At 59.1% G+C, this 23,440-nt stretch carries 26 protein-coding genes and 2 pseudogenes; 16 read left to right on the plus strand and 12 right to left on the minus strand.

Features of this window, described 5'->3' with window-relative positions:
- The 3 genes and pseudogenes from M5B98_RS15510 to M5B98_RS15520 all read left to right on the plus strand — a co-directional run.
- A pseudogene (locus tag M5B98_RS15510) lies at window positions 1–566 on the plus strand (type IV secretion protein Rhs); the annotation flags it as partial.
- A complete protein-coding gene (locus M5B98_RS15515; RefSeq protein ID WP_248743171.1) occupies window positions 563–961 on the plus strand; it encodes a hypothetical protein in 399 nt (132 codons plus the stop codon). The pseudogene M5B98_RS15510 and the gene M5B98_RS15515, both read left to right, overlap by 4 nt.
- Before the next feature lie 133 nt (window positions 962–1,094).
- Entirely contained in the window at window positions 1,095–1,505 is a 411-nt protein-coding gene (locus M5B98_RS15520) for a hypothetical protein (protein WP_248743172.1), read from the plus strand.
- A gap of 120 nt (window positions 1,506–1,625) precedes the next feature.
- On the opposite strand, the pseudogene M5B98_RS15525 reads toward M5B98_RS15520, so the two are convergent.
- The 3 genes and pseudogenes from M5B98_RS15525 to M5B98_RS15535 form a co-directional block, all read right to left on the minus strand.
- Window positions 1,626–2,627: pseudogene (locus M5B98_RS15525) on the minus strand (chitinase); the annotation flags it as partial.
- 39 nt (window positions 2,628–2,666) lie between these two features.
- Complete coding sequence (locus tag M5B98_RS15530) at window positions 2,667–3,302, minus strand: lytic polysaccharide monooxygenase auxiliary activity family 9 protein (protein WP_248743173.1); 636 nt, start codon at window positions 3,300–3,302, stop codon at window positions 2,667–2,669.
- A gap of 223 nt (window positions 3,303–3,525) precedes the next feature.
- Window positions 3,526–3,963, minus strand: a complete 438-nt coding sequence (locus M5B98_RS15535) for a hemerythrin domain-containing protein (RefSeq protein WP_085712365.1) — start codon at window positions 3,961–3,963, stop codon at window positions 3,526–3,528.
- Window positions 3,964–4,113: 150 nt separating this feature from the next.
- Between M5B98_RS15535 and M5B98_RS15540 the strand changes: the two genes are divergently transcribed.
- On the plus strand, window positions 4,114–4,539 hold the full coding sequence (locus M5B98_RS15540) for a GNAT family N-acetyltransferase (RefSeq protein WP_248743174.1): 426 nt from the start codon (window positions 4,114–4,116) through the stop codon (window positions 4,537–4,539).
- 19 nt (window positions 4,540–4,558) lie between these two features.
- Here M5B98_RS15540 and M5B98_RS15545 read toward each other — a convergent pair whose 3' ends face one another.
- A complete protein-coding gene (locus tag M5B98_RS15545) occupies window positions 4,559–4,909 on the minus strand; it encodes a hypothetical protein (protein WP_085712367.1) in 351 nt (116 codons plus the stop codon).
- Window positions 4,910–5,043: 134 nt separating this feature from the next.
- On the opposite strand from M5B98_RS15545, the gene M5B98_RS15550 reads away from it, so the two are divergent.
- The 8 genes from M5B98_RS15550 to M5B98_RS15585 all read left to right on the plus strand — a co-directional run bounded on the left by M5B98_RS15550 (window position 5,044) and on the right by M5B98_RS15585 (window position 9,647).
- Window positions 5,044–5,373: a DUF6388 family protein gene (locus M5B98_RS15550; RefSeq protein ID WP_085712368.1), complete on the plus strand. Its 330-nt coding sequence runs from the start codon at window positions 5,044–5,046 to the stop codon at window positions 5,371–5,373.
- 25 nt (window positions 5,374–5,398) lie between these two features.
- On the plus strand, window positions 5,399–6,103 hold the full coding sequence (locus M5B98_RS15555; RefSeq protein ID WP_248743175.1) for a YoaK family protein: 705 nt from the start codon (window positions 5,399–5,401) through the stop codon (window positions 6,101–6,103).
- A 77-nt stretch (window positions 6,104–6,180) separates the two neighbouring features.
- Window positions 6,181–6,573, plus strand: a complete 393-nt coding sequence (gene tusD / locus M5B98_RS15560; protein WP_248743380.1) for a sulfurtransferase complex subunit TusD — start codon at window positions 6,181–6,183, stop codon at window positions 6,571–6,573.
- Between the two features lies 1 nt (window position 6,574).
- Window positions 6,575–6,931 (plus strand): sulfurtransferase complex subunit TusC, encoded by a 357-nt coding sequence (gene tusC / locus M5B98_RS15565; protein ID WP_007958208.1) that lies wholly within the window; start codon window positions 6,575–6,577, stop codon window positions 6,929–6,931.
- Window positions 6,931–7,224, plus strand: a complete 294-nt coding sequence (gene tusB, locus M5B98_RS15570) for a sulfurtransferase complex subunit TusB (protein WP_248743176.1) — start codon at window positions 6,931–6,933, stop codon at window positions 7,222–7,224. The genes tusC and tusB overlap by 1 nt, the downstream gene beginning before the upstream one ends.
- Window positions 7,221–7,556 (plus strand): TusE/DsrC/DsvC family sulfur relay protein, encoded by a 336-nt coding sequence (locus tag M5B98_RS15575; protein ID WP_007958196.1) that lies wholly within the window; start codon window positions 7,221–7,223, stop codon window positions 7,554–7,556. The genes tusB and M5B98_RS15575 overlap by 4 nt, the downstream gene beginning before the upstream one ends.
- Window positions 7,553–8,554 (plus strand): glycosyl transferase family protein, encoded by a 1,002-nt coding sequence (locus M5B98_RS15580; protein WP_248743177.1) that lies wholly within the window; start codon window positions 7,553–7,555, stop codon window positions 8,552–8,554. The genes M5B98_RS15575 and M5B98_RS15580 overlap by 4 nt, the downstream gene beginning before the upstream one ends.
- A 91-nt stretch (window positions 8,555–8,645) precedes the next feature.
- Window positions 8,646–9,647 carry a glutathione S-transferase family protein gene (locus M5B98_RS15585; RefSeq protein WP_248743178.1) on the plus strand — a complete coding sequence of 334 codons (1,002 nt, stop codon included), beginning with the start codon at window positions 8,646–8,648 and terminating at the stop codon, window positions 9,645–9,647.
- Between the two features lie 42 nt (window positions 9,648–9,689).
- On the opposite strand, the gene cysG is transcribed toward M5B98_RS15585, so the two are convergent.
- The 6 genes from cysG to M5B98_RS15615 all read right to left on the minus strand — a co-directional run bounded on the left by cysG (window position 9,690) and on the right by M5B98_RS15615 (window position 17,196).
- Complete coding sequence (gene cysG / locus M5B98_RS15590; RefSeq protein ID WP_248743179.1) at window positions 9,690–11,084, minus strand: siroheme synthase CysG; 1,395 nt, start codon at window positions 11,082–11,084, stop codon at window positions 9,690–9,692.
- Window positions 11,085–12,365 carry a serine--tRNA ligase gene (serS, locus tag M5B98_RS15595; protein ID WP_248743180.1) on the minus strand — a complete coding sequence of 427 codons (1,281 nt, stop codon included), beginning with the start codon at window positions 12,363–12,365 and terminating at the stop codon, window positions 11,085–11,087.
- A 15-nt stretch (window positions 12,366–12,380) separates the two neighbouring features.
- Window positions 12,381–12,755: a fluoride efflux transporter CrcB gene (crcB, locus tag M5B98_RS15600; RefSeq protein WP_085712376.1), complete on the minus strand. Its 375-nt coding sequence runs from the start codon at window positions 12,753–12,755 to the stop codon at window positions 12,381–12,383.
- Complete coding sequence (locus M5B98_RS15605) at window positions 12,755–14,077, minus strand: replication-associated recombination protein A (RefSeq protein ID WP_114884005.1); 1,323 nt, start codon at window positions 14,075–14,077, stop codon at window positions 12,755–12,757. The genes crcB and M5B98_RS15605 overlap by 1 nt, the downstream gene beginning before the upstream one ends.
- A 24-nt stretch (window positions 14,078–14,101) precedes the next feature.
- Window positions 14,102–14,722 carry an outer membrane lipoprotein chaperone LolA gene (gene lolA, locus M5B98_RS15610; RefSeq protein ID WP_007958184.1) on the minus strand — a complete coding sequence of 207 codons (621 nt, stop codon included), beginning with the start codon at window positions 14,720–14,722 and terminating at the stop codon, window positions 14,102–14,104.
- Window positions 14,723–14,787: 65 nt separating this feature from the next.
- Window positions 14,788–17,196 carry a DNA translocase FtsK gene (locus tag M5B98_RS15615; protein ID WP_085712378.1) on the minus strand — a complete coding sequence of 803 codons (2,409 nt, stop codon included), beginning with the start codon at window positions 17,194–17,196 and terminating at the stop codon, window positions 14,788–14,790.
- A 475-nt stretch (window positions 17,197–17,671) separates the two neighbouring features.
- On the opposite strand from M5B98_RS15615, the gene aat reads away from it, so the two are divergent.
- From aat to infA, 3 genes are all read left to right on the plus strand, one after another.
- Window positions 17,672–18,352: a leucyl/phenylalanyl-tRNA--protein transferase gene (gene aat, locus M5B98_RS15620; RefSeq protein WP_248743181.1), complete on the plus strand. Its 681-nt coding sequence runs from the start codon at window positions 17,672–17,674 to the stop codon at window positions 18,350–18,352.
- Window positions 18,353–18,410: 58 nt separating this feature from the next.
- Complete coding sequence (locus M5B98_RS15625; RefSeq protein WP_119427033.1) at window positions 18,411–19,118, plus strand: arginyltransferase; 708 nt, start codon at window positions 18,411–18,413, stop codon at window positions 19,116–19,118.
- Between the two features lie 112 nt (window positions 19,119–19,230).
- Window positions 19,231–19,449, plus strand: a complete 219-nt coding sequence (gene infA, locus M5B98_RS15630) for a translation initiation factor IF-1 (protein ID WP_002553999.1) — start codon at window positions 19,231–19,233, stop codon at window positions 19,447–19,449.
- Between the two features lie 756 nt (window positions 19,450–20,205).
- On the opposite strand, the gene clpA is transcribed toward infA, so the two are convergent.
- Together clpA and clpS are read right to left on the minus strand one after the other, a co-directional pair.
- Entirely contained in the window at window positions 20,206–22,476 is a 2,271-nt protein-coding gene (gene clpA / locus M5B98_RS15635; protein ID WP_085712381.1) for an ATP-dependent Clp protease ATP-binding subunit ClpA, read from the minus strand.
- A gap of 30 nt (window positions 22,477–22,506) precedes the next feature.
- Window positions 22,507–22,890 carry an ATP-dependent Clp protease adapter ClpS gene (gene clpS / locus M5B98_RS15640; protein WP_011334948.1) on the minus strand — a complete coding sequence of 128 codons (384 nt, stop codon included), beginning with the start codon at window positions 22,888–22,890 and terminating at the stop codon, window positions 22,507–22,509.
- Window positions 22,891–23,114: 224 nt separating this feature from the next.
- On the opposite strand from clpS, the gene M5B98_RS15645 reads away from it, so the two are divergent.
- Window positions 23,115–23,396, plus strand: coding sequence for a cold shock domain-containing protein (locus M5B98_RS15645; RefSeq protein WP_248743182.1), 282 nt, complete (start codon window positions 23,115–23,117; stop codon window positions 23,394–23,396).
- Window positions 23,397–23,440 lie beyond the last annotated feature (44 nt).

Below are 23,440 nucleotides of genomic sequence, written 5' to 3' on the forward strand. Positions count from 1 at the left end.
GGTTGGCGGGTGGGTTGAATCAGTACCGGTACGTGCCGAATCCGACGGGGTGGGTGGATCCGTTGGGGTTGAACTCCAATTGTCCGCCGCCGAATAGGCCGGGATGTTCGGTGCCGGATGATGCGAAGGTTGATGAAGGTGAACCTCAAAGTCCCGCACCGAATAGAACACAAAATTATCTTTATCGTGGAGACGAAAGAGATCCGTCAGATATTTTTGTAAACGGCTTCAAAAGTAAGGGAGACAGTAACGATCTACTGCTTCACTCAATAGATAGTGACGATCCCCCCAGCGGTTTTATTAGCACATCGCCATCCCGAGATGTAGCAAAGGCTTTCGCTACCGGTTACTACACAAAACCCGGTTTCTTGTACACTTTGAAAAACGTTCCTGGCTACGATCTAAAAAAAGAGCTAGGCCCACGTTACATATTTGGCAAAGAACAGGAAATTGCGATCCCTAAAATAATAAAAAGCGAGGATATTTTAGGCGCTACAATCATCATCGACGACGGCAGAGAACTCGGTTACTCAATTCCAAATCCGCACAGAAAGATAGACAGATGATCTCAAAATTTGAAATATCTATCGGCATTAATAACAAAATCAAAAAAGTCGAACTACGTTGCGACAACGAGGAAATTTCCATTACCGCAAGCTTTGAAAACAAGCCACCTAAAATATATATCGGAAAAAATTTCTACAATTGCTTCGGACTACTTCGTAAAGCCAATCCCCATATAACTTTTTTCTGTAAAGGCGCAAAAATTAATATTCACCCATCAAGCATGTCCACGCAAATGTCTCTAGGGCTTAAAGCATACGAGCTTGAAATAGGCAAGGAACCATCCATTGCCGATTTGGTTTTCATCTTTGATTATGAGGACCAACAATTGACTAACGACCCTGAGGAGCAGCGAGCTTTCTACCTAAACTGGATAAAATCTAGAATTGGAGAATAAACCTCGAAAGCAGCCTCTCCCTGCTAGAACCAATCAAAAAAAAACAGATGCAGTCCCAAAAAAACCATCCCAACCAACAACGAAAAATTTAAAACTGCACCGCCTCCTCTAGACACTTTCAGACTCTGCGCTTATGAAAACCATAACAATCGATATTGTCAAGAACCTAAAGCGAGAAAAAGCAAATATCGTTATCGATCGAAAAACAAAAAGCCTGACCCTAATCATGAAAAATTGCACACCCAGCACATATACCGCCGCCGACTTATATATTTGCTTCGGGCTAATTAGAGCGAGCTTCCCAAAAACTCAGTTTTTATGCAAAGGCGCCAAAATAAACGTCCACCCCTCCCGTATGAGCTCACAAATGTCAGCAGGTCTTGTCGCCTACGAAGTCAGGATAGGATGCCCGACCGACGGAGAAGACAGCGTTAATATTTTTGACTACGAAGAAAAAAATTTGACGAACGACATACAAGATCAAAAAAAACACTACCAACTGTGGATTGAGTCAATCGCCCCTACCCACAGATCACCGGCATGACACAATACCCACACTAAAAAGAAAAGCCCGGCAGCGCTACCGGGCTTTTTCATTCGATTACCGCTGACGGGCCATGTCGGCCATTGCGACATCTGGTACCTGCGTGGCTACCGCCACGCCATTGATCAGCGGTCCATAACGCCGGCTGAACTCCCAGTTGTACGGCACACGATCCTTGCTGGTGCCGTTGTCCCAGTTTACCGACCAGGTCATCAGGCCCTTGATCGGATGCCCTTTGACCGCCAGGCGTTTCATTGCGTTGCCGACCGCATTCTTGTCGATCACGTAACCGGTGGCAGCGGCGTCAACGTTGGCAGGCAGGCCGATGACGAACTTGTCCGCAGGGATCTTCGTGAACCCGCGAGTGCCGGTCACCAGACTTTCGGTCAGGTAATAGAGGAAGTCCTCTTTCATCGCATCGTTGTTCTGCGCGATCCATGCCCCATTCCCGTTATTGGCCTCGGGGACCCAGACACCGTCACCGCCCTGGTTGTAGAACTGCGGCGCGATGAAGTCGTAGTAGCCTTCCAGTGCCTGCAGGTAGCCGACGTATTTGCCGGAGGTGGTCAGGTATGGAAACTCCGGCGCCATGCTGATGATGAAATGCTTGCCCTGGCCGGCGTAGTGATCCTTGACCAGTTTCAGGGCGGCCGGCAGCACGGTCTTGTTGGCAGCGAAATCAATCGCGCTCTGCTCAAGATCGATGTCCAGCCCGTCGAAGCCGTAGGTCTCCACCAGACGGATGATTTCATTGGCCAGCGGTTGTTCCTGACCGGCACGCAATTCGATGTGCGCATCGGCGCCGCCGAGGGAAATCAGCACCGCCCGTCCCTGACTGTTGAGTACGCCGACCTGACGGCGGAACTCGGCATCGGAAACGTTGAACGGCTTGAAGGTCGGAATCCCGCTGCCCTTCATGAACGCGACCGCAACCACGTTGTAGTCCTTGGGTACGTTTTCCAGAGCGATATTGGCGAACTGACCGCGCTGATAGCCATCGCTCGGGCCCGCAGGCCAGTTGTGCCAGAAGCCCATGAGGATCTTCTTGCCGGCGATGCTCGGCATCAGCGAAGCCGCGTCGCTCGCCTGGTTTTGCATTAACGTGAAGTCGATATTTGACATGTTCTAATCCTTCAGAACGTGTAGGTAGGTGTTGCGGACTTATTTGAAGTCCACATCGAAGGCCTGATAGAAGGCGTTGCCGGTGTTGGCGACGATCCACATCAGGACGATGACGTGACGACCTTGCTTGTTGGCCGGGAGTTTCACCGCGTGATTGACCTTGGCCTTCAGCTCCGCCGAATGACTGTAGTACGGCACTTGCGGATAGAAGTCCTCGGCGAACGGTTTTGCTTCCAGTTGCGCACGGGTGATGCGTTGTTTCGGGTCCCAGCCATCCTTGGTGATCAGCCAGCGGTAACCGCGAGTGGTGTGCGGCGCGGTGTATTCCCATTTCACTTCGAGGGTCTGGCCAGGGGTGACGTTGAGCAGCGGCCAGGTGAACGGGCGACCGAGCTTCTTGCTCATTTCCTCGTCGGTGAAGTTCACACAATCACGGGCGTCGTCCTTGCCGCCGCTGAGAATGTGCCCGTCGGCCGGAGGCACGACACTCGGGTTGTCCGACTCGAAAGGCGCCGGGAACGGGCCGGCCACCAGTGCCGGGAAGTTCTTGCCGCCTTCCATCTCGTTGACCTGCCAGCCACCGAGCAATCCTTGTTCGATGGCCACCGCACCGCGGCTTGCAGGGGAAATGACGCGACCGTGTCGCAGTTGGGTTTGAGCTTGTGGTTGATTCATGTTTTTCACTCCATTGATTTAAGAACTCTCCTTTCCGGGGAGAGGTCTTCAAGCTAACGGAGGGGGATTTTTTGTCCATCGGCGGTTTTGTCGCAGCCCGCCGGGGCAATACCCGAAAAACACCGAAAATACTGGATATAAATACAGTACATTGCGACGACGCTCACCCAACGCATGGCAAAAAGCCTACACGGCGTCATTACAAAAACCTGCATTCAAGCCTTCAGGGCAGTTGCGCCTTGAACTCCTTTTCATACTGCCCGGCGAGCTGTTCTTTCTGCTTGTCGTCGAGCAGCTTGCCGGCCATCTGGAAGAACTTCTGCTCCTCTTCCTTCAAGTGGTGATGGACTTTGTCCGAGAGCTTTTTCGCCGTGGCCAGCCAGGCTGGACTGGACATTTCGGTCTCGTCGAGCTCCTCCATCATTTCGTCCATTTCATGGTGTTCGGCGATGGCGTGGCGACTGAGATCGACGCCGTTGTCGAACTCCATCAACGGGATGTAGAAGTGGCGCTCTTCGGCTGTCTCGTGGGCTTGCAGCTCGGCCTTCAGTTGCTTGTAGGCTTCAACGCGTTCCGGGGTGTCGCCGCTGGTCTTGATCAAGGTCTTGGCATAGCCGCGCTGGCGATCGTGGCTCTCGCGAAGGGCTTCGAAAATGTTCATGGATTCTCCCAGGCAAACGCATTCGGAATGAACGCCTTCAAAGGGCTAGACCCCAACGCTGGAGCGACGGTTCCAACTGTTCGATGCCGGGATGGATCAATTGACCGAGGCGCGATAGGCTGCCGGTTCACTGCCATAAGGATGTTGCACATGAGTTTACGGATCGAGCTGTCGCTGGAATCCACGGAAGAAGAACGCCTGGCCATTCTGGCGCCGCTGCACGCCTATAACGTCGCTCAGGCCGGGATTGCCAAATCGGAGCCGCTCACGCTGCTGGTACGCGATGAACACGACACCATTTTGGGTGGGCTCTATGGCCGGCTGGTCTGCCAATGGTTGTTCGTCGATCTGCTGTCGGTGCCGGAGCAAGGTCGCCATCAGGGGATCGGTTCGAAACTGATGCGCATGGCCGAAGACCTCGCGCGTGAAAAGGGTTGCATCGGGGCCTGGCTCGACACCTTCGATTTTCAGGCGCCTGAATTTTACAAAAAGTTGGGGTACAGCCAGTTTGGCGAGTTGGCGGATTACCCGCCGGGGCACAAACGAATGTTTTTCCAGAAACGTCTGGACGTCTGAGCCCCATGGATCGCCAGGTTTACAGACAGGTCGCCAACGCCGCCAACCGGCGCTTGGCGACAAAGTCGTCCTTCTGCGCGTAGTAGTTCAGCACGGTGCCGGAGGCATCAGTGGTCAAGTCGACGAACGACTCTGCCGAACGGGTATAGACCGTCGAGCCGCCCTTCTTGCCCGGTTGCAGATAGGCCGCCGCATCCACGCCGAACACCGCTTCGTCCTGCCAGGCGAACTGCACACATTCGGCCACGACTTTTTCAGGTTTGTCCGAATTCAGGACCTTGTAAGGAGTTTGAGTGCGGGCGTCTTCCATCACCGAACCCGCGCAACCGGCCAGCAGGGTTGCCGCCAGTGCCACCATCAGCATTCGCATTGCATTCGCTCATTCGGAAAAAAGCGGACTGTATCACCGCAACGGGCAAAATCGTTCTGCTTTACTGCATTTAGAGCGCGACACCCGCCGACAGCTGCGGCACATTAAGGTCATCAGCCCCACAAGGAACCCCCATGGCGCCTACCGACCAGCGACATGAACATGCCCTGAAACTGTTTCTCGACGCACGCCCCGAGCTGCGCGAAACCCTCGACCATCTCAATCCGTTACTGGCCCAGGCCAAGGGCGAAACCCCGGCACAGTACCGCGAGGAACGTCTGCACGAAGCCTTTGAAGCCGAGGCCGAAAGCCAGGGTCTGTTCGCCTGGGAGCTGACGCTGCAACTGACTGCGGCCACTCCCGAGGAATATCAGGCGCAACGCCTGGAAGTGCACCGCGAGGTGGCGGAGATGGCCGGGATGGACTGGTTGGAATATTGCGACCTTTATGGCATAGAACCCTGACCTCTACGCAAGGACCTCTGCGCCAATGCTGCCAACCGCCTCGACTCACCGCGCCAGCCCCGGCCACTTGCACACGCAAAAATGGCGCGGTCGCATAGGGCTGGCAATGGTGGCCGCGCTCTCGGTGCTGGCGGGGATGACCGATGCCATCGGCTTTATGGCCAGCGGCGACTTCGTTTCATTCATGAGCGGCAACACCACACGGCTGGCGGTGGCGATCAGTGATGGCGATGTGAGTCTGACGCTACGGCTGGTGATCCTCGTCGCCACGTTCATCCTGGGCAACGCCCTCGGTGTGGTGATCGGTCGCTTGGGCGGGCGCCGCGCACTGCCGTTGCTGCTGTGCATCGCGACGCTGCTCTGCGGGGCCGCCGCCTGGCCGTCCGATGTGCAACTCCCGGCACTGCTGGCGGCAATCATCGCCATGGGCATGCTCAATGCTGCGGTGGAGGAAGTAAACGGTCTGGCGGTCGGGCTGACCTATGTCACCGGTGCACTTTCACGGTTCGGCCGCGGCCTGGGGCGCTGGATCATGGGCGAGCGACGCAATGGCTGGCGCGTGCAACTGGTGCCGTGGAGCGGCATGTTCATCGGCGCCATCCTAGGTGCCGTGCTGGAGCATCACTTGGAGCTCAAAGCGCTGTACGCCAGCGGCTTGCTGGCTGCGTTGATCGGCCTGGTCTCACTGAAAATCCCTCGGCGCTGGCAGTTGGGTTACATGCCTCGCTGACCTCTGCGGCAACATCGACTTCGCCGCCCCGCCGAGAAAGCTTTATCATGGCCGCAGTTTTGCTGATCGAGTCCGTCATGAAGTTCGCCATCGCACTGTTTTCCGCCGCCCATGCGCCCTCCTCGCGCCGCGCCTTGCTGTTCGCGCAGGCTGCGCTGGCCGGCGGGCATGAAATTGTCCGGCTGTTTTTCTATCAGGACGGGGTCTACAACGCGTCCGACGCCGTGGTCACGCCCCAGGACGAACTGGACCTGCCCAAGCAATGGCGCAACTTCATCGCCGAACAAAACCTCGACGGCGTGGTGTGCATCGCCGCCGCCCTGCGTCGTGGCGTGCTGAATGCCGAGGAAGCCGGGCGTTATCAGCGTGATGTCGTGGCGGTCAGCGCGCCGTGGGAATTGTCAGGCCTCGGCCAGTTGCATGATGCGGTGCAAGACGCTGACCGTCTGATCTGTTTCGGAGGCGCATGACATGGCCAAATCCCTTTTGATCATCAGCCGTCAATCGCCATGGTCCGGCCCCGGTGCCCGTGAAGCGCTGGACATCGTGCTGGCCGGCGGCGCCTTCGATCTGCCAATCGGTTTGCTTTTTCTTGACGACGGCGTGTTGCAACTGGCTGCCGGGCAGAACGCCAAGGCCCTGCAACAGAAAGACCTGAGCGCCAACTTGCAAGCGCTGCCGATGTTCGGCGTCGAAGAGCTGTTCTACTGCGCCGACAGCGCCAGTGCCCGCGGCCTCGGCGATCGTTCACTGGACGAGGCGCAGCCTTTGGCCGCCGAGCAAATCACCGCCCTCATTGACCGTTACGACCAGGTGATCACCCTCTGATGTCGACTTTGCATGTGTTGTCTCATTCCCCGTTCGGCGACGAACGCCTGTCCAGTTGCCTGCGTCTGCTCGGCACTGCCGACGCGCTGCTGCTGTGCGGTGATGCCGCTTATGCGTTGCAACCCGGCACCGCGCCGTTCAATGCGCTGGAAACTCGCCGAGTGAAACTGTTCGTGCTGGCCGAAGATGCGCAAGCCCGCGCCGTGCAGGTTCCGGACTGGGCCGAGGCTATCGATTACCCGGCCTTCGTCGAGCTGTCGATCCACCACGACAAGGTCAATTCCTGGCTATGAATGCGCTGACCGTCGGCGCCCGCGCCATCGAACTGGACAAGGACGGCTTCCTGGTCGACCTCAACGACTGGTCGGCAGAAGTCGCCAGCGCCCTCGCCGCTGCCGAAGACATCGAACTGAGCCCGGAACACTGGGAAGTCCTCGAACTGCTGCGCAGCTTCTATGCCGAATTCCAGCTGTCACCGGCCACCCGGCCGCTGATCAAGTACACCGCGCTCAAGCTCGGCGCGGAGAAAGGCAACAGCCTGCACCTGAACCGACTGTTCAAAGGCACCCCTGCCAAACTCGCCGCGAAACTGGCGGGCCTGCCCAAACCGACGAATTGCCTATGACCGACTATCCAGCGCTGACCCTCGAAACGCCCGCCGAGCATCCGTTCGCCCAGTTCGTGCGCATCCTCGGCAAAGGCAAGCGCGGCGCCCGCGACCTGACCCGCGAGGAAGCCCGGGAAGCCATGGGCATGGTGCTCGACGAAGCCGTCGAAGAAACCCAGCTCGGCGCCTTCCTGATGTTGCTGCGGCACAAGGAAGAAAGCGCCGAAGAGATGGCCGGTTTCACCGAAGCCCTGCGCGAACGCCTGCAGGCGCCGGCGCTGAACGTGGATCTGGACTGGCCGACCTATGCCGGCAAGAAGCGTCACCTGCCGTGGTATCTGCTGGCGGCCAAGTGCCTGGCGCAGAACGGCGTGCGCATCTTCATGCACGGCGGCGGCGCGCACACCGCCGGGCGTTTGTATTCCGAACAACTGCTGGGCGAGCTGAACATCCCGCTGTGCCGCAACTGGCAACAGGTCGGAGCCGCGATGGACAACGGCGGCCTGGCGTTCATGCCGCTGATGGACTGGGCGCCGCAGCTGCAACGGATGATCGACCTGCGCAACACCCTCGGCCTGCGCTCGCCGATCCACTCGCTGGCGCGGATTCTCAATCCGTTGGGCGCACGTTGCGGCTTGCAGAGCATTTTCCACCCCGGCTACCAGGCGGTGCATCGCGATGCCAGCGGCATGCTGGGCGATACGGCGATCGTGATCAAGGGCGACGGCGGCGAAATCGAGATCAACCCGGATGCCGACAGTCACTTGTACGGCACCACTGGCGGCGAGAGCTGGGACGAGGAATGGCCGCAGCTGTCGGCGCAACGTCACGTTAAACCGGCGTCGCTGGATGTCGAGCATTTGAAAGCTGTCTGGCGCGGCGAAGTGGTCGACAGCTACCCGCAAATGGCGCTGATTTCGACCATGGCACTGGCGCTGCGTGGTCTTGGCCAAAGCCGGGAACAGGCGTTCGAAACCGCCGAGCAATACTGGGCTGCACGAAACAAATCGATTTAACCGATCATTAACGCCCGATCTTTGCGCTTTTTGTTCGAACTCATCGGAATAGACTCCACTCCAACGATTATTGGTTTCTGGAGTCTTGATCATGGGTTTACTCGTCGACGGCCGCTGGCAGGACAAGTGGTACGAAAGCAGCAAGGACGGCGCGTTCCAGCGCGAACAGGCGCAGCGCCGCAATTGGGTCACTCGTAACGGCGAGCCGGGCCCGAGCGGTGAAGGCGGTTTTGCCGCCGAAGCCGGGCGTTATCACCTTTACGTCTCCCTCGCCTGTCCATGGGCCCATCGCACGCTGATCCTGCGTAAGCTCAAGGGCCTGGAAAGCCTGATCGACGTTTCAGTCGTCAGCTGGCTGATGCTGGAAAACGGCTGGACCTTCGACCAGAACCTCGGCTCGACCGGCGACAAACTCGACCATTTCGACTTCATGCACCAGCGCTATACCGCTGACACCGCCGACTACACCGGGCGCGTCACCGTGCCGGTGCTGTGGGACAAGAAACTCAAGCGCATCGTCAGCAACGAATCGGCGGAAATCATCCGCATGTTCAACAGCGCCTTCGATGACTTGACCGGCAATGATCTGGACTTCTATCCGGCGCCATTGCGCAGCGAGATCGATGCGCTGAACGAGCGGATCTACCCCGCCGTGAACAACGGCGTATACCGCGCCGGGTTTGCCACCTCGCAGCAGGCCTATGAAGAGGCGTTCGATGATGTGTTCGCTGAACTCGATCATCTGGAACAGGTGCTGGGCGCCAACCGTTATCTCACGGGCGAATACCTGACCGAGGCGGACGTGCGGTTGTTCACCACGCTGATTCGTTTCGACGCGGTGTATCACGGGCACTTCAAATGCAATCTGCGGCGGATCAGCGATTATCCGAATCTGTCGAACTGGCTGCGTGAGATGTACCAGTGGCCGGGCATTGCCGAGACCGTGGATTTCCAGCACATCAAGAACCACTACTACGGCAGCCACAAGACCATCAACCCGACCGGGCTTGTGCCGAAGGGGCCGGAGCAGGACTTTACTGTTGCCCATGACCGGAACCGGTTGGGCGGGAAAGGAGTTTGGCGCAGAGGTTGATAGCAGGATCGTTCCCACCGCGTGGGAACGATCCCTTCAGAGTCAGACCTGACCCTGAGCGCCCTCGAACCACGCCAGTTTCTCGCGCAGTTGCACCACTTCGCCGACGATCACCAGTGTCGGCGCATGCACTTCATGCTCCGCCACCAGACGCGGCAGATCGGCCAGGGTGCCGGTGAAAACCCGCTGATTGACCGTGGTGCCCTGCTGGATCAACGCTGCCGGGGTATCGGCCGCACGACCATGCTTGATCAATTGCTCGCAGATGACCGGCAACCCCACCAGACCCATGTAGAACACCAGCGTCTGCGCCGGCGCGACGAGGTCGGCCCACGGCAGATCCGTGGAACCGTCCTTCAGGTGCCCGGTGACGAAACGTACCGACTGCGCGTAATCGCGATGGGTCAGCGGAATCCCGGCATACGCCGCACAACCGCTGGCTGCGGTGATGCCCGGCACCACCTGAAACGGGATGCCGTGAGCCGCCAGCTCCTCGATCTCTTCGCCGCCACGGCCGAAGATGAACGGATCTCCGCCCTTCAACCGCACCACGCGCTTGCCGGCCTTGGCCAGATCCACCAGTTGCTGGTTGATCTGATCCTGCGGCACGGCGTGATCGGCGCGACGCTTGCCGACGTAGACACGCTCGGCATCACGACGGCACAGCTCAAGAATCGCCGGAGCCACCAGGCGGTCATACAGCACCACATCGGCTTGCTGCATCAGGCGCAAGGCGCGGAAGGTCAGCAGATCCGGATCACCCGGCCCTGCGCCGACCAGATACACCTCGCCGGTGGCCACGGTCGCTTCGCCATCGATTTTCGCCTGCAACAGACGCTCGGCTTCGGCGCCCTGCCCGGCCAGTTGCCGGTCGGCAATCGGCCCTTGAAATACATCTTCCCAGAACGCGCGACGCTGCTGCACATCGGGAAACAGGCCTTTGACCTGATCGCGAAACCGCGCGGCCAGACCGGCCAGATGACCGAAGGTCGAGGGAATCCAGGTTTCGATCTTGGCGCGGATCAGCCGGGCCAGCACCGGCGCATCGCCGCCGCTGGACACCGCAATAATCAGTGGAGAGCGGTCGACGATCGCCGGGAAGATCACGCTGCACAGCGCTGGCGCATCCACCACATTGACCGGCACGCAACGCCGATGCGCATCGGCGGAGACTTGCGCGTTCAAGGCCTCATCGTCGGTGGCGGCAATGATCAGCCCGCAACCGTCCAGATCCGTCTCGGCGTAACCGCGCAACAGGCATTCGCCACCGCTGGTGGCAACCAGTTCGCGCAGTTGCGCTTCGATTTCAGGTGCGACCACCCGCAGCAGCGCACCGGCATCGGCCAGCAGGCGGGATTTGCGCAAGGCAATCTCCCCCCCACCGACAACCAACACACGACTGCCGCGCAGGTTGTGAAACAGCGGCAGATATTTCATTTAGCCGATGACCTCGAGGCCACCCATGTACGGCTTCAGCACGTCCGGTACGCGGATCGAACCGTCGGCCTGCTGGTAGTTTTCCAGCACGGCCACCAGGGTACGACCGACCGCGAGGCCGGAACCGTTCAGGGTATGCACCAGCTCAGGCTTGCCGGTTTCCGGGTTGCGGAAACGCGCCTGCATGCGGCGGGCCTGGAAGTCGCCGCAGTTGGAGCACGACGAGATTTCGCGGTATTTGTCCTGGCTCGGGATCCACACTTCCAGGTCGTAAGTCTTGACCGCGCTGAAGCCCATGTCGCCGGTGCACAGCGCCAGGGTACGGTAAGGCAGACCCAGCAGTTGCAGGACTTTCTCGGCGTTGGCGGTCAGGCCTTCCAGCGCTTCCATCGACTTCGAGGGCTCGACGATCTGCACCATCTCAACCTTGTCGAACTGGTGCTGGCGGATCATGCCGCGAGTGTCACGACCCGACGCACCGGCTTCGCTGCGGAAGCACGGGGTGTGGGCGACGAACTTGATCGGCAGCTGTTTCGAATCGACGATTTCGCCGGCCACGATGTTGGTCAGCGACACTTCGGCGGTCGGGATCAGGTACAGATCGGCTTCGCCTTCGCGACCGATCTTGAACAGGTCTTCTTCGAACTTCGGCAATTGACCGGTGCCTTGCAGCGCAGGAGCCTGAACCAGATAAGGCGTGTAGGCCTCTTCGTAGCCGTGCTCGGTGACGTGCAGGTTGATCATGAACTGCGCCAGTGCGCGGTGCAGACGGGCAATCGGGCCGCGCAGCAGGGCGAAACGCGCGCCGGACAGCTTGGCGGCGGTTTCGAAGTCGAGCCAGCCGAACTTCTCGCCCAGGGCCACGTGGTCCTGAACCGGGAAGTCAAAGGCAGTCGGGGTGCCCCAGCGGCGGACTTCGACGTTGCCGTCTTCGTCTTCGCCGACCGGAACCGATTCGTGTGGCAGGTTCGGGATGCCCAGCAGGATCGAGTCCAGTTCGGTCTGGATCGCGTCCAGCTCGACTTTACCGGCGCTCAGTTCGCCCGCCATGCGCTCGACGTCCGCCATCAGCGGCGCGATGTCTTCGCCGCGCTGCTTGGCCTGACCGATGGATTTGGAACGCGCATTACGCTCAGCCTGCAGTGCTTCGGTGCGGGTCTGGACGGTCTTGCGCTGTTCTTCCAGCGCTTCGATGCGCGCGACATCCAGGGCAAAGCCACGGGAAGTCAGGCGGTCCGCTACGTCCTGGAGGTTGCTACGTAACAGTTTGGAATCGAGCATGTCGGTTTCTCGTTATCAAAGTTTGGTCAGGGACAGGCCGGCCCACGTCGCGAGCAGCCCGCCGAATACGCTGATAGCCGCATAGCCCAGGGCCAGCGGCACTTGCCCGCTTTCCAGCAGGCGCACCGTATCCAGTGAAAAGGATGAAAAAGTCGTCAGCCCCCCGAGGAAGCCGACCATCAACCCGGCACGCACCTCGATGGGCACCTCCGGGCGTATCAAAAACAGGCCGTACAACACGCCGATCAACAGGCAGCCCACGATATTAACGGCCAGCGTCGCGGTATAGAAGTGCCGCGGCCAATTGGCGTTGACCCAATTGCCGGTGGCGAAGCGCAACAAGGTGCCGGCAACCCCGCCGACGGAGACTGCAACGATCAATGGAACCACTATTTTCTCCGCTGCCGGGGGCTTAAACGATCGAGTTGGGCGAGGTGGTTGAGCTTTTCGCCGATCTTCAACTCCAGGCCGCGGGGCACCGGTTGGTAGAAGGGAATCGGGTCGAGTTCTTCCGGGAAATAGTCTTCGCCGGCGGCATAGGCGTCCGGCTCGTCATGGGCGTAGCGGTATTCGTCGCCGTAACCCAATTGCTTCATCAGTTTGGTCGGTGCGTTGCGCAGATGCAGCGGTACTTCCAGCGAACCGTGTTCGGCGGCGGCGCGCAGCGCGGTCTTGAAGCCCATGTACACAGCGTTGCTTTTCGGCGCACAGGCAAGATAGGTGATGGCCTGAGCTACTGCCAACTCACCTTCCGGGCTGCCGAGACGCTCCTGCACTTCCCACGCGGCCAGGCACAGGCTCAGCGCGCGGGGATCGGCGTTGCCGATGTCTTCGCTGGCCATGCGCACCACGCGGCGGGCCAGGTACAGCGGATCGCAGCCGCCGTCGATCATTCGCGCAAACCAGTACAGCGCGCCGTCCGGGTTCGAGCCACGTACCGATTTGTGCAGCGCAGAAATCTGGTCATAGAACGCCTCACCGCCCTTGTCGAAGCGTCGGCGAGTGTCGCCGAGCAGGCTTTGCAGCAACTCGGTGCCCATCTCGCTGTTGTCTTCGGCCAGGTCCGAGGCGTTTTCCAGCAGGTTGAGCAAACGTCGGCCATCGCCATCGGCGGCGGACAGCAGCATCTGGAAGCCTTCATCGCTGAGGGTCAGATGACGCTTGCCCAGGCCACGGTCTTCGGTGAGGGCGCGGTGCACCAGTTTGCGCAACGCCGCTTCGTCGAGACTCTTGAGTACATAGACTCGCGCCCGCGACAGCAATGCGTTGTTCAATTCGAAGGACGGGTTTTCGGTGGTGGCGCCGATGAAAATCAGCGTGCCGTCTTCAACGTACGGCAGAAACGCATCCTGCTGGGACTTGTTGAAGCGGTGCACTTCATCGACAAACAGGATCGTGCGCTTTCCATACTGGCCGGCCTGCTGTTTGGCGATCTCCACCGCCTGACGGATCTCCTTTACGCCGGCCAACACGGCCGACACCGTTTCGAAGTGCGCATCCGAGACTTCCGCCAGCAGCCGCGCCAGGGTGGTCTTGCCCACGCCCGGCGGCCCCCAGAAGATCATCGAATGCAGGGCACCCTGCTCCAGCGCTTCGCGCAGTGGTTTGCCGCGAGCGAGCACGTGTTCCTGACCGACGTACTCATCCAGATTGGTCGCCCGCAAACGGGCGGCCAGCGGCTGGGCAATCGGTGCACTGCGAAACAGATCCATCACGTAGCGTTGAAACCTCTGTGTTTATTCCTGGATCACATCGGCACCCTTGGGGATGTCGAACTTGAACTTCGAGGCCGGAACCGCTTCGTTGGCCTTCACCCCGGTGAACAGGATGTTGGTGCGCTGGCCGACGCTGTCGATCAGTTGCATGTCATTGACCAGACCGTTGCGGAACGACAGGCGCAGGCTGTCGAACAGGGTGTCCTTGGTTTTCGGCTTCAGGGTGAAGTCGATCACGCCGCCCGCCTCTTTCGCGCTGATGTCGAAGCTCTGGCTGATCTTCGATACGTCACCGGACAGCAACAGGGCCGGGGTCTGGGTAAGACGCTCGTCCAGTTTCTTGATGGTGGCCTGCTCCAGGTCCGGGTCCCACAGGGTGACTTTCTTGCCGTCGGAGACCATGGTCTGCTCGGCCGGTGCATTGGTGTGCCAGTAGAACAGGCCCGGACGCTGCAGGGTCATGTCGCCGGTGGTTTCCTGCAACTGGGTGCCGCTGCCGTCGAGGGTCAGCTGGGAGAAATTGGCCGTCAGGGTCTTGGATGTTTCCAGCAATTGGGTCAGGCGAGCCACATCCTTGTCATCGGCGTGAGCCGTGAGGGTGGTCAGAGCCAGTACCGGCAGCAGCATGCGGATAAGACGCATGGGAGTCCTCTTGAATACGCGTGGGAAAGTGGACGGCGCCTCATGCACCGTCCATTGCATTTGAATCAGTCGCGCACCGGGCCAGGGGCCAGGACTTCGCGGGAACCGTTGGTGTTCATGGACGTCACGACGCCGGCCATTTCCATGGCTTCGATCATGCGCGCCGCACGGTTGTAGCCGATCTTCAGCTTGCGCTGTACGGCGGAAATGGAGGCACGACGGCTTTCCAGCACGAACTGCACGGCTTCGTCGTACAGCGCGTCGGCTTCCGGATCATCACCGTCACCACCGCCGCTGCTGCCTTCGAAACCACTGCCCGCCTCTTCGACACCGTTGAGGATGTCGTCGTTGTATTCCGGCGCGCCGCGCAGTTTCCAGGCTTCCACCACCCGATGCACTTCATCGTCGGATACGAAGGCGCCGTGAACCCGGATCGGCAGGCTGGTGCCCGGCGGCATGTAGAGCATGTCACCGTGGCCGAGCAGTTGTTCGGCACCGCCCTGGTCGATGATGGTCCGGGAGTCGATCTTGCTCGATACCTGGAACGCCATGCGCGTCGGGATGTTGGCCTTGATCAGACCGGTGATCACGTCCACCGACGGCCGCTGGGTCGCGAGGATCAGGTGGATACCGGCCGCACGCGCCTTCTGGGCGATACGGGCGATCAGTTCTTCAACCTTCTTGCCGACGATCATCATCATGTCGGCGAATTCGTCCACGACCACGACGATGGTCGGCAGCTTCTGCAGCAGCGGCGCTTCGTCGTGGATGCTTTCGCGCTTGTACAGCGGATCGCTCAACGGCTCGCCGGCGTCCTGGGCTTCCTTGACCTTGGCGTTGAAGCCGGACAGGTTTCGCACGCCCATCTTCGCCATCAGCTTGTAGCGACGTTCCATCTCGGCAACGCTCCAGCGCAGGGCGTTGGCGGCGTCCTTCATGTCGGTCACGACCGGGCACAGCAGGTGCGGAATGCCTTCGTAGATCGACAGCTCCAACATTTTCGGGTCGATCATGATCAGCTTGGCGTCGTCCGGGCCGGACTTGAACAGGATCGACAGGATCATCGCGTTCACACCCACCGACTTACCGGAACCGGTGGTACCGGCCACCAGCAGGTGCGGCATCTTCGCCAGGTCGGTGATGACCGGTTTGCCGCCGATGTCGTGACCCAGGGCCAGCGTGACCGGCGACTTGAAGTTGTCGTACTCGGGGGTCGACAGCACTTCGGAGAAGCGCACGATCTGGCGGTCTTCGTTAGGGATCTCGATACCGACCGTGGTCTTGCCCGGAATCACCTCGACCACCCGCACACTGGTCACGGCCAGCGAACGTGCAAGGTCTTTCGCCAGGTTGGCGATACGGCTGACCTTCACACCGGCAGCCGGCTGGATTTCGTAACGGGTAATGACCGGGCCCGGATGGATCGAGTCCACGGTGACTTCGACGCCGAACTCCTTGAGCTTGATCTCCAGCAAGTGGCCGACCGCTGCCAGGGATTCGGGCGAATAATTGAGTTGTTTCTTTTCCGCAGGATCGAGGATCGAAATCGGCGGCAAGGTGCCTTCCACGGCGCTGTCGACGAACAACGGCACCTGCTTCTCTTTCTGCACGCGCTTGCTCGGCTCCGGCGCCTTGACCGGGGCCGGGGCGATGACCGGCGGAACCTGCTTCTCGCGCTCGGACATGTGTTTGCTCAGGGCCTGCTCGCGCTCGATCAGGCGTTCCTTGACCTTGGCCTGCTCGCGCTTGTCGGTAACGGTCGGCGCGACCACGTCGTGCACCCGGTCATCGACTTCACGCAGTTGCGCCACCAGCTGCTTGCGCTCGGTACGCGCCGACCACCAGCGATTGATCGCGCCCTGGAACAGTTCGAACAGGTCGAGGGTGATTTTGCCGGTGACATCCATCACCTTGAACCACGACAGGTCGGTGAACACGGTCAGACCGAACAGGAACAAGGCAATGAACAGCAATGTGCTGCCCTGAATGTTCAGGGCGTTGCGGGCCAGGTCACCGAGGCTTTCGCCCAGCGCCCCGCCTGCGCCGGCCGGCAATGCGGTGGCCGCATGGAAATGAATGTGCGCCAGCGCCGCGCCGGACAGCACCAGAAACACCAGGCCGATCAGACGCCAGGAAAACAGCCAGCCACTCCACTGCCATGGCTCGTGACGCTGACGGAAGATCTGATATGCCTTGATCGCCAGCAGCAACGGGAAGATGTACGCGAAGTAACCCAGCACCATGAACAGGATGTCGGCGCTGTAGGAGCCCGCCGGACCGCCGAAATTCTGCACGTCGTCGATCTTGCTGTTGTGGCTCCAGCCCGGATCGTCCTTGCCGTAGGTCAGCAAGGCCATCATGAGGAACAGGCACAGTGCGCCGATGGCGATCAATGCACCTTCCTTGAGCCGGTAGTGCAATTGCTGGCGCCAAAGCGGAACGACTGTTTTTGGTGCTTCCGTGGATTTCTTCAAAACGCTTCTTTTCCTGCGCCAGCGGCGCGTCCATCTATTGAATGACGATAAAAAACTGCCCAATCCAGGCAGGTAAAAAATTGACGGGCGCAACTGAGACTACTTTTAACACTGCGCCCGCTCTTTTATAAACACGGCACACTGCGAATATTCTGTAACAGCCCGGCATTGTACGGGTTTGCGCGTTCGATGCCATGCTTCGAACTCCATGTTCAAGCATAGCCAAGCAGACCAAACCTGCGACGCAATTTGAGCATGCATTGTCTTTTGTGACAAAGGCTTATGAGGTGTATTTGATGAACGTAGCGAAGCATGCACCCTCAAGCTCGTCGCCCGTCTACGACCGCATCCTGAAAGGCAAGTTGCAGCAGCGTCGACTTCGCGCAGGTTCGGGAGGACATTCGCGCCATTTAACGGCACACTTTGCAACGGGCCCCGCCGCCCACCGCCCTCCCCTTCTGCAAGCCTGGACGCCATGCTGACTTGGTTACAACGCAATTCACTGACTTTCCCGCCACTGGAAAAGGCCATGCGCGATCCCAACGGATTGCTGGCGGCTGGCGGTGACCTGTCCGCCGATCGCCTGATCCAGGCCTATCGCCACGGTTGCTTTCCGTGGTTCTCCGAAGGACAGCCCATCCTCTGGTGGTCGCCGGATCCGCGCACCGTATTGTTTCCCGACGAACTGCATGTCTCGCGCAGCCTGGGCAAACTGCTGCGCCAGCAACGCTATCAAGTGACCTTCGATCGGGACTTCGAAGCGGTTATCCGCGCCTGCGCCGCGCCACGGGATTACGCCGATGGCACCTGGATCACCGAGGCCATGCAGGATGCCTACATTGAACTGCACCAGCGGGGCTTCGCCCATTCGGTTGAAGTCTGGGACCAAGGCGAACTGGTCGGCGGACTCTATGGCCTGGCGATGGGGCAGTTGTTTTTCGGTGAATCGATGTTCAGCCGCGCCGACAATGCCTCCAAGTACGGCTTCGCCACGCTGGTGCGGCACCTGAAAGACGCGGGTTTCGTGCTGATCGACTGCCAGATGCCGACCGATCATCTGCACAGTCTGGGCGCCCGGGCAATTTCCCGCCCCGCCTTTGCCGAGTATCTGGCCCGCCACCTCGACCGACCCAACCTGGCCACCTGGGTTTGCTGAGCGACTTTTGCGTGCGTGGCTTACACTTAATTCACCAGCTTACCCCTGAGGGTTGATCATGACCGAGTTGGCGCGGTTGAAGTTTTATGCCACTCAGCCTCACTCCTGCAGTTATCTGCCCGAGGAACAGGCCACGACCCTGTTTCTCGATCCGAGCCAGCCCATGGATGTGCATGTCTACGCAGACCTGTCGGAAATGGGCTTTCGTCGCAGCGGCGATCATCTGTACCGCCCGCATTGCCAGAATTGCAATGCCTGCGTGCCTGCGCGCATTCCGGTGGCGCAGTTCAACCCGAATCGCCAACAAAAGCGCATTTTCAAACGCAACGCCGACTTGCAGGTGCGCCCGGTCAAACCGGCCTTCAGCGAAGAGTATTTCGATCTTTATCAACGCTACATCGAACAGCGCCACGCCGACGGCGACATGTACCCGCCGAGCCGTGATCAATTCTCGACTTTTCTGGTTCGCGACCTGCCCTTCTCACGCTTCTACGAGTTTCGGCTCGACGGACGGTTGCTGGCCGTCGCCGTCACCGATCTGCTACCCAATGGCCTGTCGGCGGTCTACACCTTTTACGAACCGGAAGAAGAACGCCGCAGCCTCGGACGCTACGCCATCCTCTGGCAAATCGCTGAAGCCGGACGCCTTGGGCTTGAAGCCGTGTACCTTGGCTACTGGATCAAAAACTGCAAAAAGATGAACTACAAGACCCAATATCGGCCTATCGAACTGCTGATTAATCAGCGCTGGGTCATCCTGAACTGATCGAAAGCCCTAAACCCCTTGGCGTAAACCCCATTTTTCGGGCACAATGCACGCCGCTTTTGCCTGGCGCAGTTGCACCGGGCCATTCATTGGATACCGAGGGCTTTACTGCATGTCGAAAGAAGACAGCTTCGAAATGGAAGGCACTGTCGTCGACACCCTGCCCAACACCATGTTTCGTGTGGAGTTGGAAAATGGGCACGTCGTAACCGCGCATATTTCCGGCAAGATGCGCAAGAACTACATTCGTATTCTTACCGGTGACAAAGTGCGCGTCGAGCTGACGCCCTATGACTTGAGCAAAGGGCGTATTACTTACCGCGCTCGCTAATCAAGTCAATACAAGACGCCCGGCTTAATGCCGGGCGTTTTTGTTTGTCCGGGATTTGGTTCTTTGTGCTTGAGTTTTGGGGGCATATCCGTTGCTTCGGGTGCTGCCGCTGGCGGTTTCGCTCTTACAGCGAGTCACTTTTTTCAAACGCCAAAAAAGTAACCAAAAAGTCTTGGCCCCGGCGTACGGCACTTCGCTTAGGCTCAGTGTTCCCTCGCTACGGTGTCCATCAGGGGGCATCGCCTACGGTTTGCTTCGCTGCACCTCCTCTCGATGTATGCGGCTTCGCCGCACGGCGCTGCGCGCCTACCCCCTGATGAACACCTTCGCTCGGCCTGCCGAAGGGGCAAAAAATCAAAAGCCAGAGCCAGAGCCAGATCAAGAGCCACTCACCACGATGAGCGTTAGCTCGAGTACTGCTTTTGATCGCAAGGCCCGTCGGCAGGCTGAGTGGAGGGATTGATTCGGGGTGGGAGCGAAGCGACCGTTTGGCGAAGCCAAACACATCGAGAGGAGGTGCAGCGAAGCAAACCGTAGGCGATGCCCCCGGATCGATCCCGGAGCGAAGGAACCCCGAGCCTCAGCGAGGGGCCGTACGTCAGGGTAGAGACCTTTTGGTTACTTTTGGGGCGTTTGCCAAAAGTGACCCGCCGTAAGGGCGGAACCATAAGCCGCAGCACCCGAAGAAACGGATATTCACACCCAACAACCAGACAACAAAAAGGCGCCCGAAGGCGCCTTTTCACTTACCAGCCGTCAGGCCATTTCAGCGGTGGTTTCGAAGTCAAACGTCAGCTCACCATCCTTGATGTCGATGTGCACCACACCGCCATGCTCGGCCAGTTCGCCAAACAGAATCTCCTCCGCCAGCGGACGCTTGATCTTGTCCTGGATCAGACGCGCCATTGGGCGGGCGCCCATTGCCGAGTCGTAGCCACCGGCTGCCAGCCAGCTGCGCGCCGCGTCGGTAACTTCCAGCAGAACCCGCTTGTCTTCCAGCTGCGCCTGAAGTTCGGTGAGGAACTTGTCCACCACGCTTTTGATGACCTCGTGACTGAGGCGACCAAATTGAATGATGGTGTCCAGACGGTTGCGGAATTCCGGCGTGAAGCTCTTCTTGATCACTTCCATGGCATCGGACGAATGGTCCTGATGAGTGAAACCGATCGAAGCACGCGCTGCGGTTTCGGCACCGGCGTTGGTGGTCATGATCACGATCACGTTGCGGAAGTCCGCCTTGCGCCCGTTGTTGTCGGTCAGCGTGCCGTGGTCCATCACCTGCAGCAGCAGGTTGAAGACTTCCGGATGTGCCTTCTCGATTTCATCGAGCAGCAATACGCAATGCGGTTGCTTGGTAATCGCCTCGGTCAACAAACCGCCCTGGTCGAAACCGACATAACCCGGAGGCGCACCGATCAGACGCGATACGGTGTGACGCTCCATGTATTCGGACATGTCGAAACGAACCAGCTCGATCCCCAGAGCCTTGGCCAATTGCCGCGCGGCCTCGGTTTTACCGACACCGGTAGGCCCGGCGAACAGGAACGAACCGACCGGCTTGTCCGGCGACTTGAGGCCCGCACGGGACAGCTTGATCGCGGTCGACAGCGAATCGATCGCCGCATCCTGACCAAACACCGTCAGCTTCAGGTCACGCTCCAGGTTACGCAGCAGCTCTTTGTCGGAACTGGTGACGTGTTTTGGCGGAATACGTGCGATCTTCGCCACGATGTCCTCGACCTGCGGCACGTCGATGCGCTTCACGCGCTTGTCGACCGGCTGCAGACGCTGGTAAGCGCCCGCCTCGTCAATCACATCGATGGCCTTGTCCGGCATATGCCGGTCATTGATGTAGCGCGAAGCCAGTTCTGCAGCGGCGCGCAGCGACTCATCGCTGTACTCGATGTTGTGGTGCTGCTCGAAGCGCCCTTTCAGGCCACGCAGGATACCGATGGTGTCTTCCACCGACGGCTCGACCACATCGACCTTCTGGAAGCGACGCGCCAGGGCACGGTCTTTTTCGAAGATGCCACGGAATTCCTGGAACGTGGTCGATCCGATGCAGCGAATGTCACCCGACGACAGCAGCGGTTTGAGCAGGTTCGAGGCATCCATGACACCACCGGACGCAGCACCGGCACCGATGATGGTGTGGATCTCGTCGATGAACAGGATCGCCTGCGGACGTTTTTTCAGCTCACCGAGCAGCGCCTTGAAGCGCTTCTCGAAATCGCCGCGATATTTGGTACCTGCGAGCAAGGCACCCAGATCGAGGGAGTAAACGACGCTGTTGGCCAGCAGGTCCGGCACCTGGTTGTCGACAATGCGCTTGGCCAGGCCTTCGGCAATCGCGGTTTTACCCACGCCCGCCTCGCCTACCAGCAGAGGATTGTTCTTGCGCCGACGCGCGAGAATCTGCGCGACACGCTCGACTTCCGTTTCACGCCCGACCAGCGGATCGATCCGGCCCTGGCGTGCGAGTTCGTTGAGGTTGCTGGCATACGCATCCAGCGGATTGCCTGAAGAGGAAGACTCACCGCCCTCGTCGTCCTGCATATCTTGTTCACCTTCAGAGTGATCGCCATGCCCCGGCACCTTGGAAATGCCATGGGCGATATAGTTGACGACATCGATTCGTGCAACGCTCTGCTGTTTCAGCAGGAACACTGCCTGACTCTCTTGCTCACTGAAGATTGCAACCAGCACATTGGCACCGGTTACTTCGCGCTTGCCCGAGCTCTGTACATGAAAGACAGCACGTTGCAGCACACGCTGGAAGCCCAGGGTTGGCTGGGTTTCGCGATCTTCGTCATGGACGGGGATCAGCGGCGTGGTGGAGTCGATGAACTCCTGCAGGTCGTGCTTGAGTTTGTCGAGGTTTGCGCCGCAGGCACGCAATACGGTGGCGGCAGCCTCATTATCCAATAGGGCCAGCAGCAGGTGTTCGACGGTCATGAACTCATGACGCTTCGAACGAGCCTCCTTGAAGGCAAGATTGAGGGTGACTTCGAGCTCGCGGTTTAACATAGCTTCACCTCATACCCAAGTGGTCGGCGATTAACCGTCCTTCTCGATTTCACAGAGTAGCGGATGCTGGCTTTCCCTGGCGTACTGGTTGACCTGCATGGCCTTTGTCTCGGCGATGTCGCGGGTAAACACTCCACATACTGCCCGCCCTTCTGTGTGGACGGCCAGCATGACCTTGGTCGCCAGCTCGCGATTCAGGTTAAAAAACACCTCGAGCACTTCGACGACGAAATCCATCGGTGTGTAGTCATCATTAAACAAAACCACCTTGTACATCGGCGGCGCCTGTAACGCAGGCTTTGCTTCCTGAACAGCAACGCCTGCCGAATCGTCGTCGTGCTCCTGTGGAAGATCCTTTTGGAGAAGCGGGCGATCCTGATTGAATGTTAGTCGAATCTGGCTGATTGCATGCATGGAAAGAAAGGTTCGTCAGTTGTGCAAATACAGTGGTGGGGGCGGCTTGACACGTTTTCAACTCCGACTGCCCGGTCACCTTGACTATCGGGAAAACGGTGTTACAACCAATAGAACCCACAGTGGGTAAAAAAGATCCGCGGAGTCAATCTTTTTAACGGATTCGACTGCGGATGAATTGGATGATACTCCAGCGATGGAGACTGTTGCAGAGGGATTTGAGCATGGTTGTCGGCAAGGTGAAATGGTTCAACAATGCCAAGGGGTTCGGTTTCATCAACACCGACGCCCGCGAGGGAAAAGATGAGGACGGCAAGGAAATCGATTTCTTTGCGCACTACTCCGCCATTGAAATGGACGGATACAAAACCCTCAAAGCCGGGCAAATCGTCAAATTCGAGATCGTGCAAGGGCCCAAAGGCCTGCACGCCACAAAAATTCAGAATGCCGAGCCTGCGAAAGATACCGTCTCGGCCGCCGCGCAGCATCAATCAGTGACCAGCTGAAGCAACCAGAACACCTGCCAGAAAACAAACCGCCCGGCTCGATC

The sequence above is a fragment of the Pseudomonas sp. MWU12-3088 genome (assembly GCF_023242405.1).
Taxonomy (GTDB): Bacteria; Pseudomonadota; Gammaproteobacteria; order Pseudomonadales; family Pseudomonadaceae; genus Aquipseudomonas; species Aquipseudomonas kribbensis.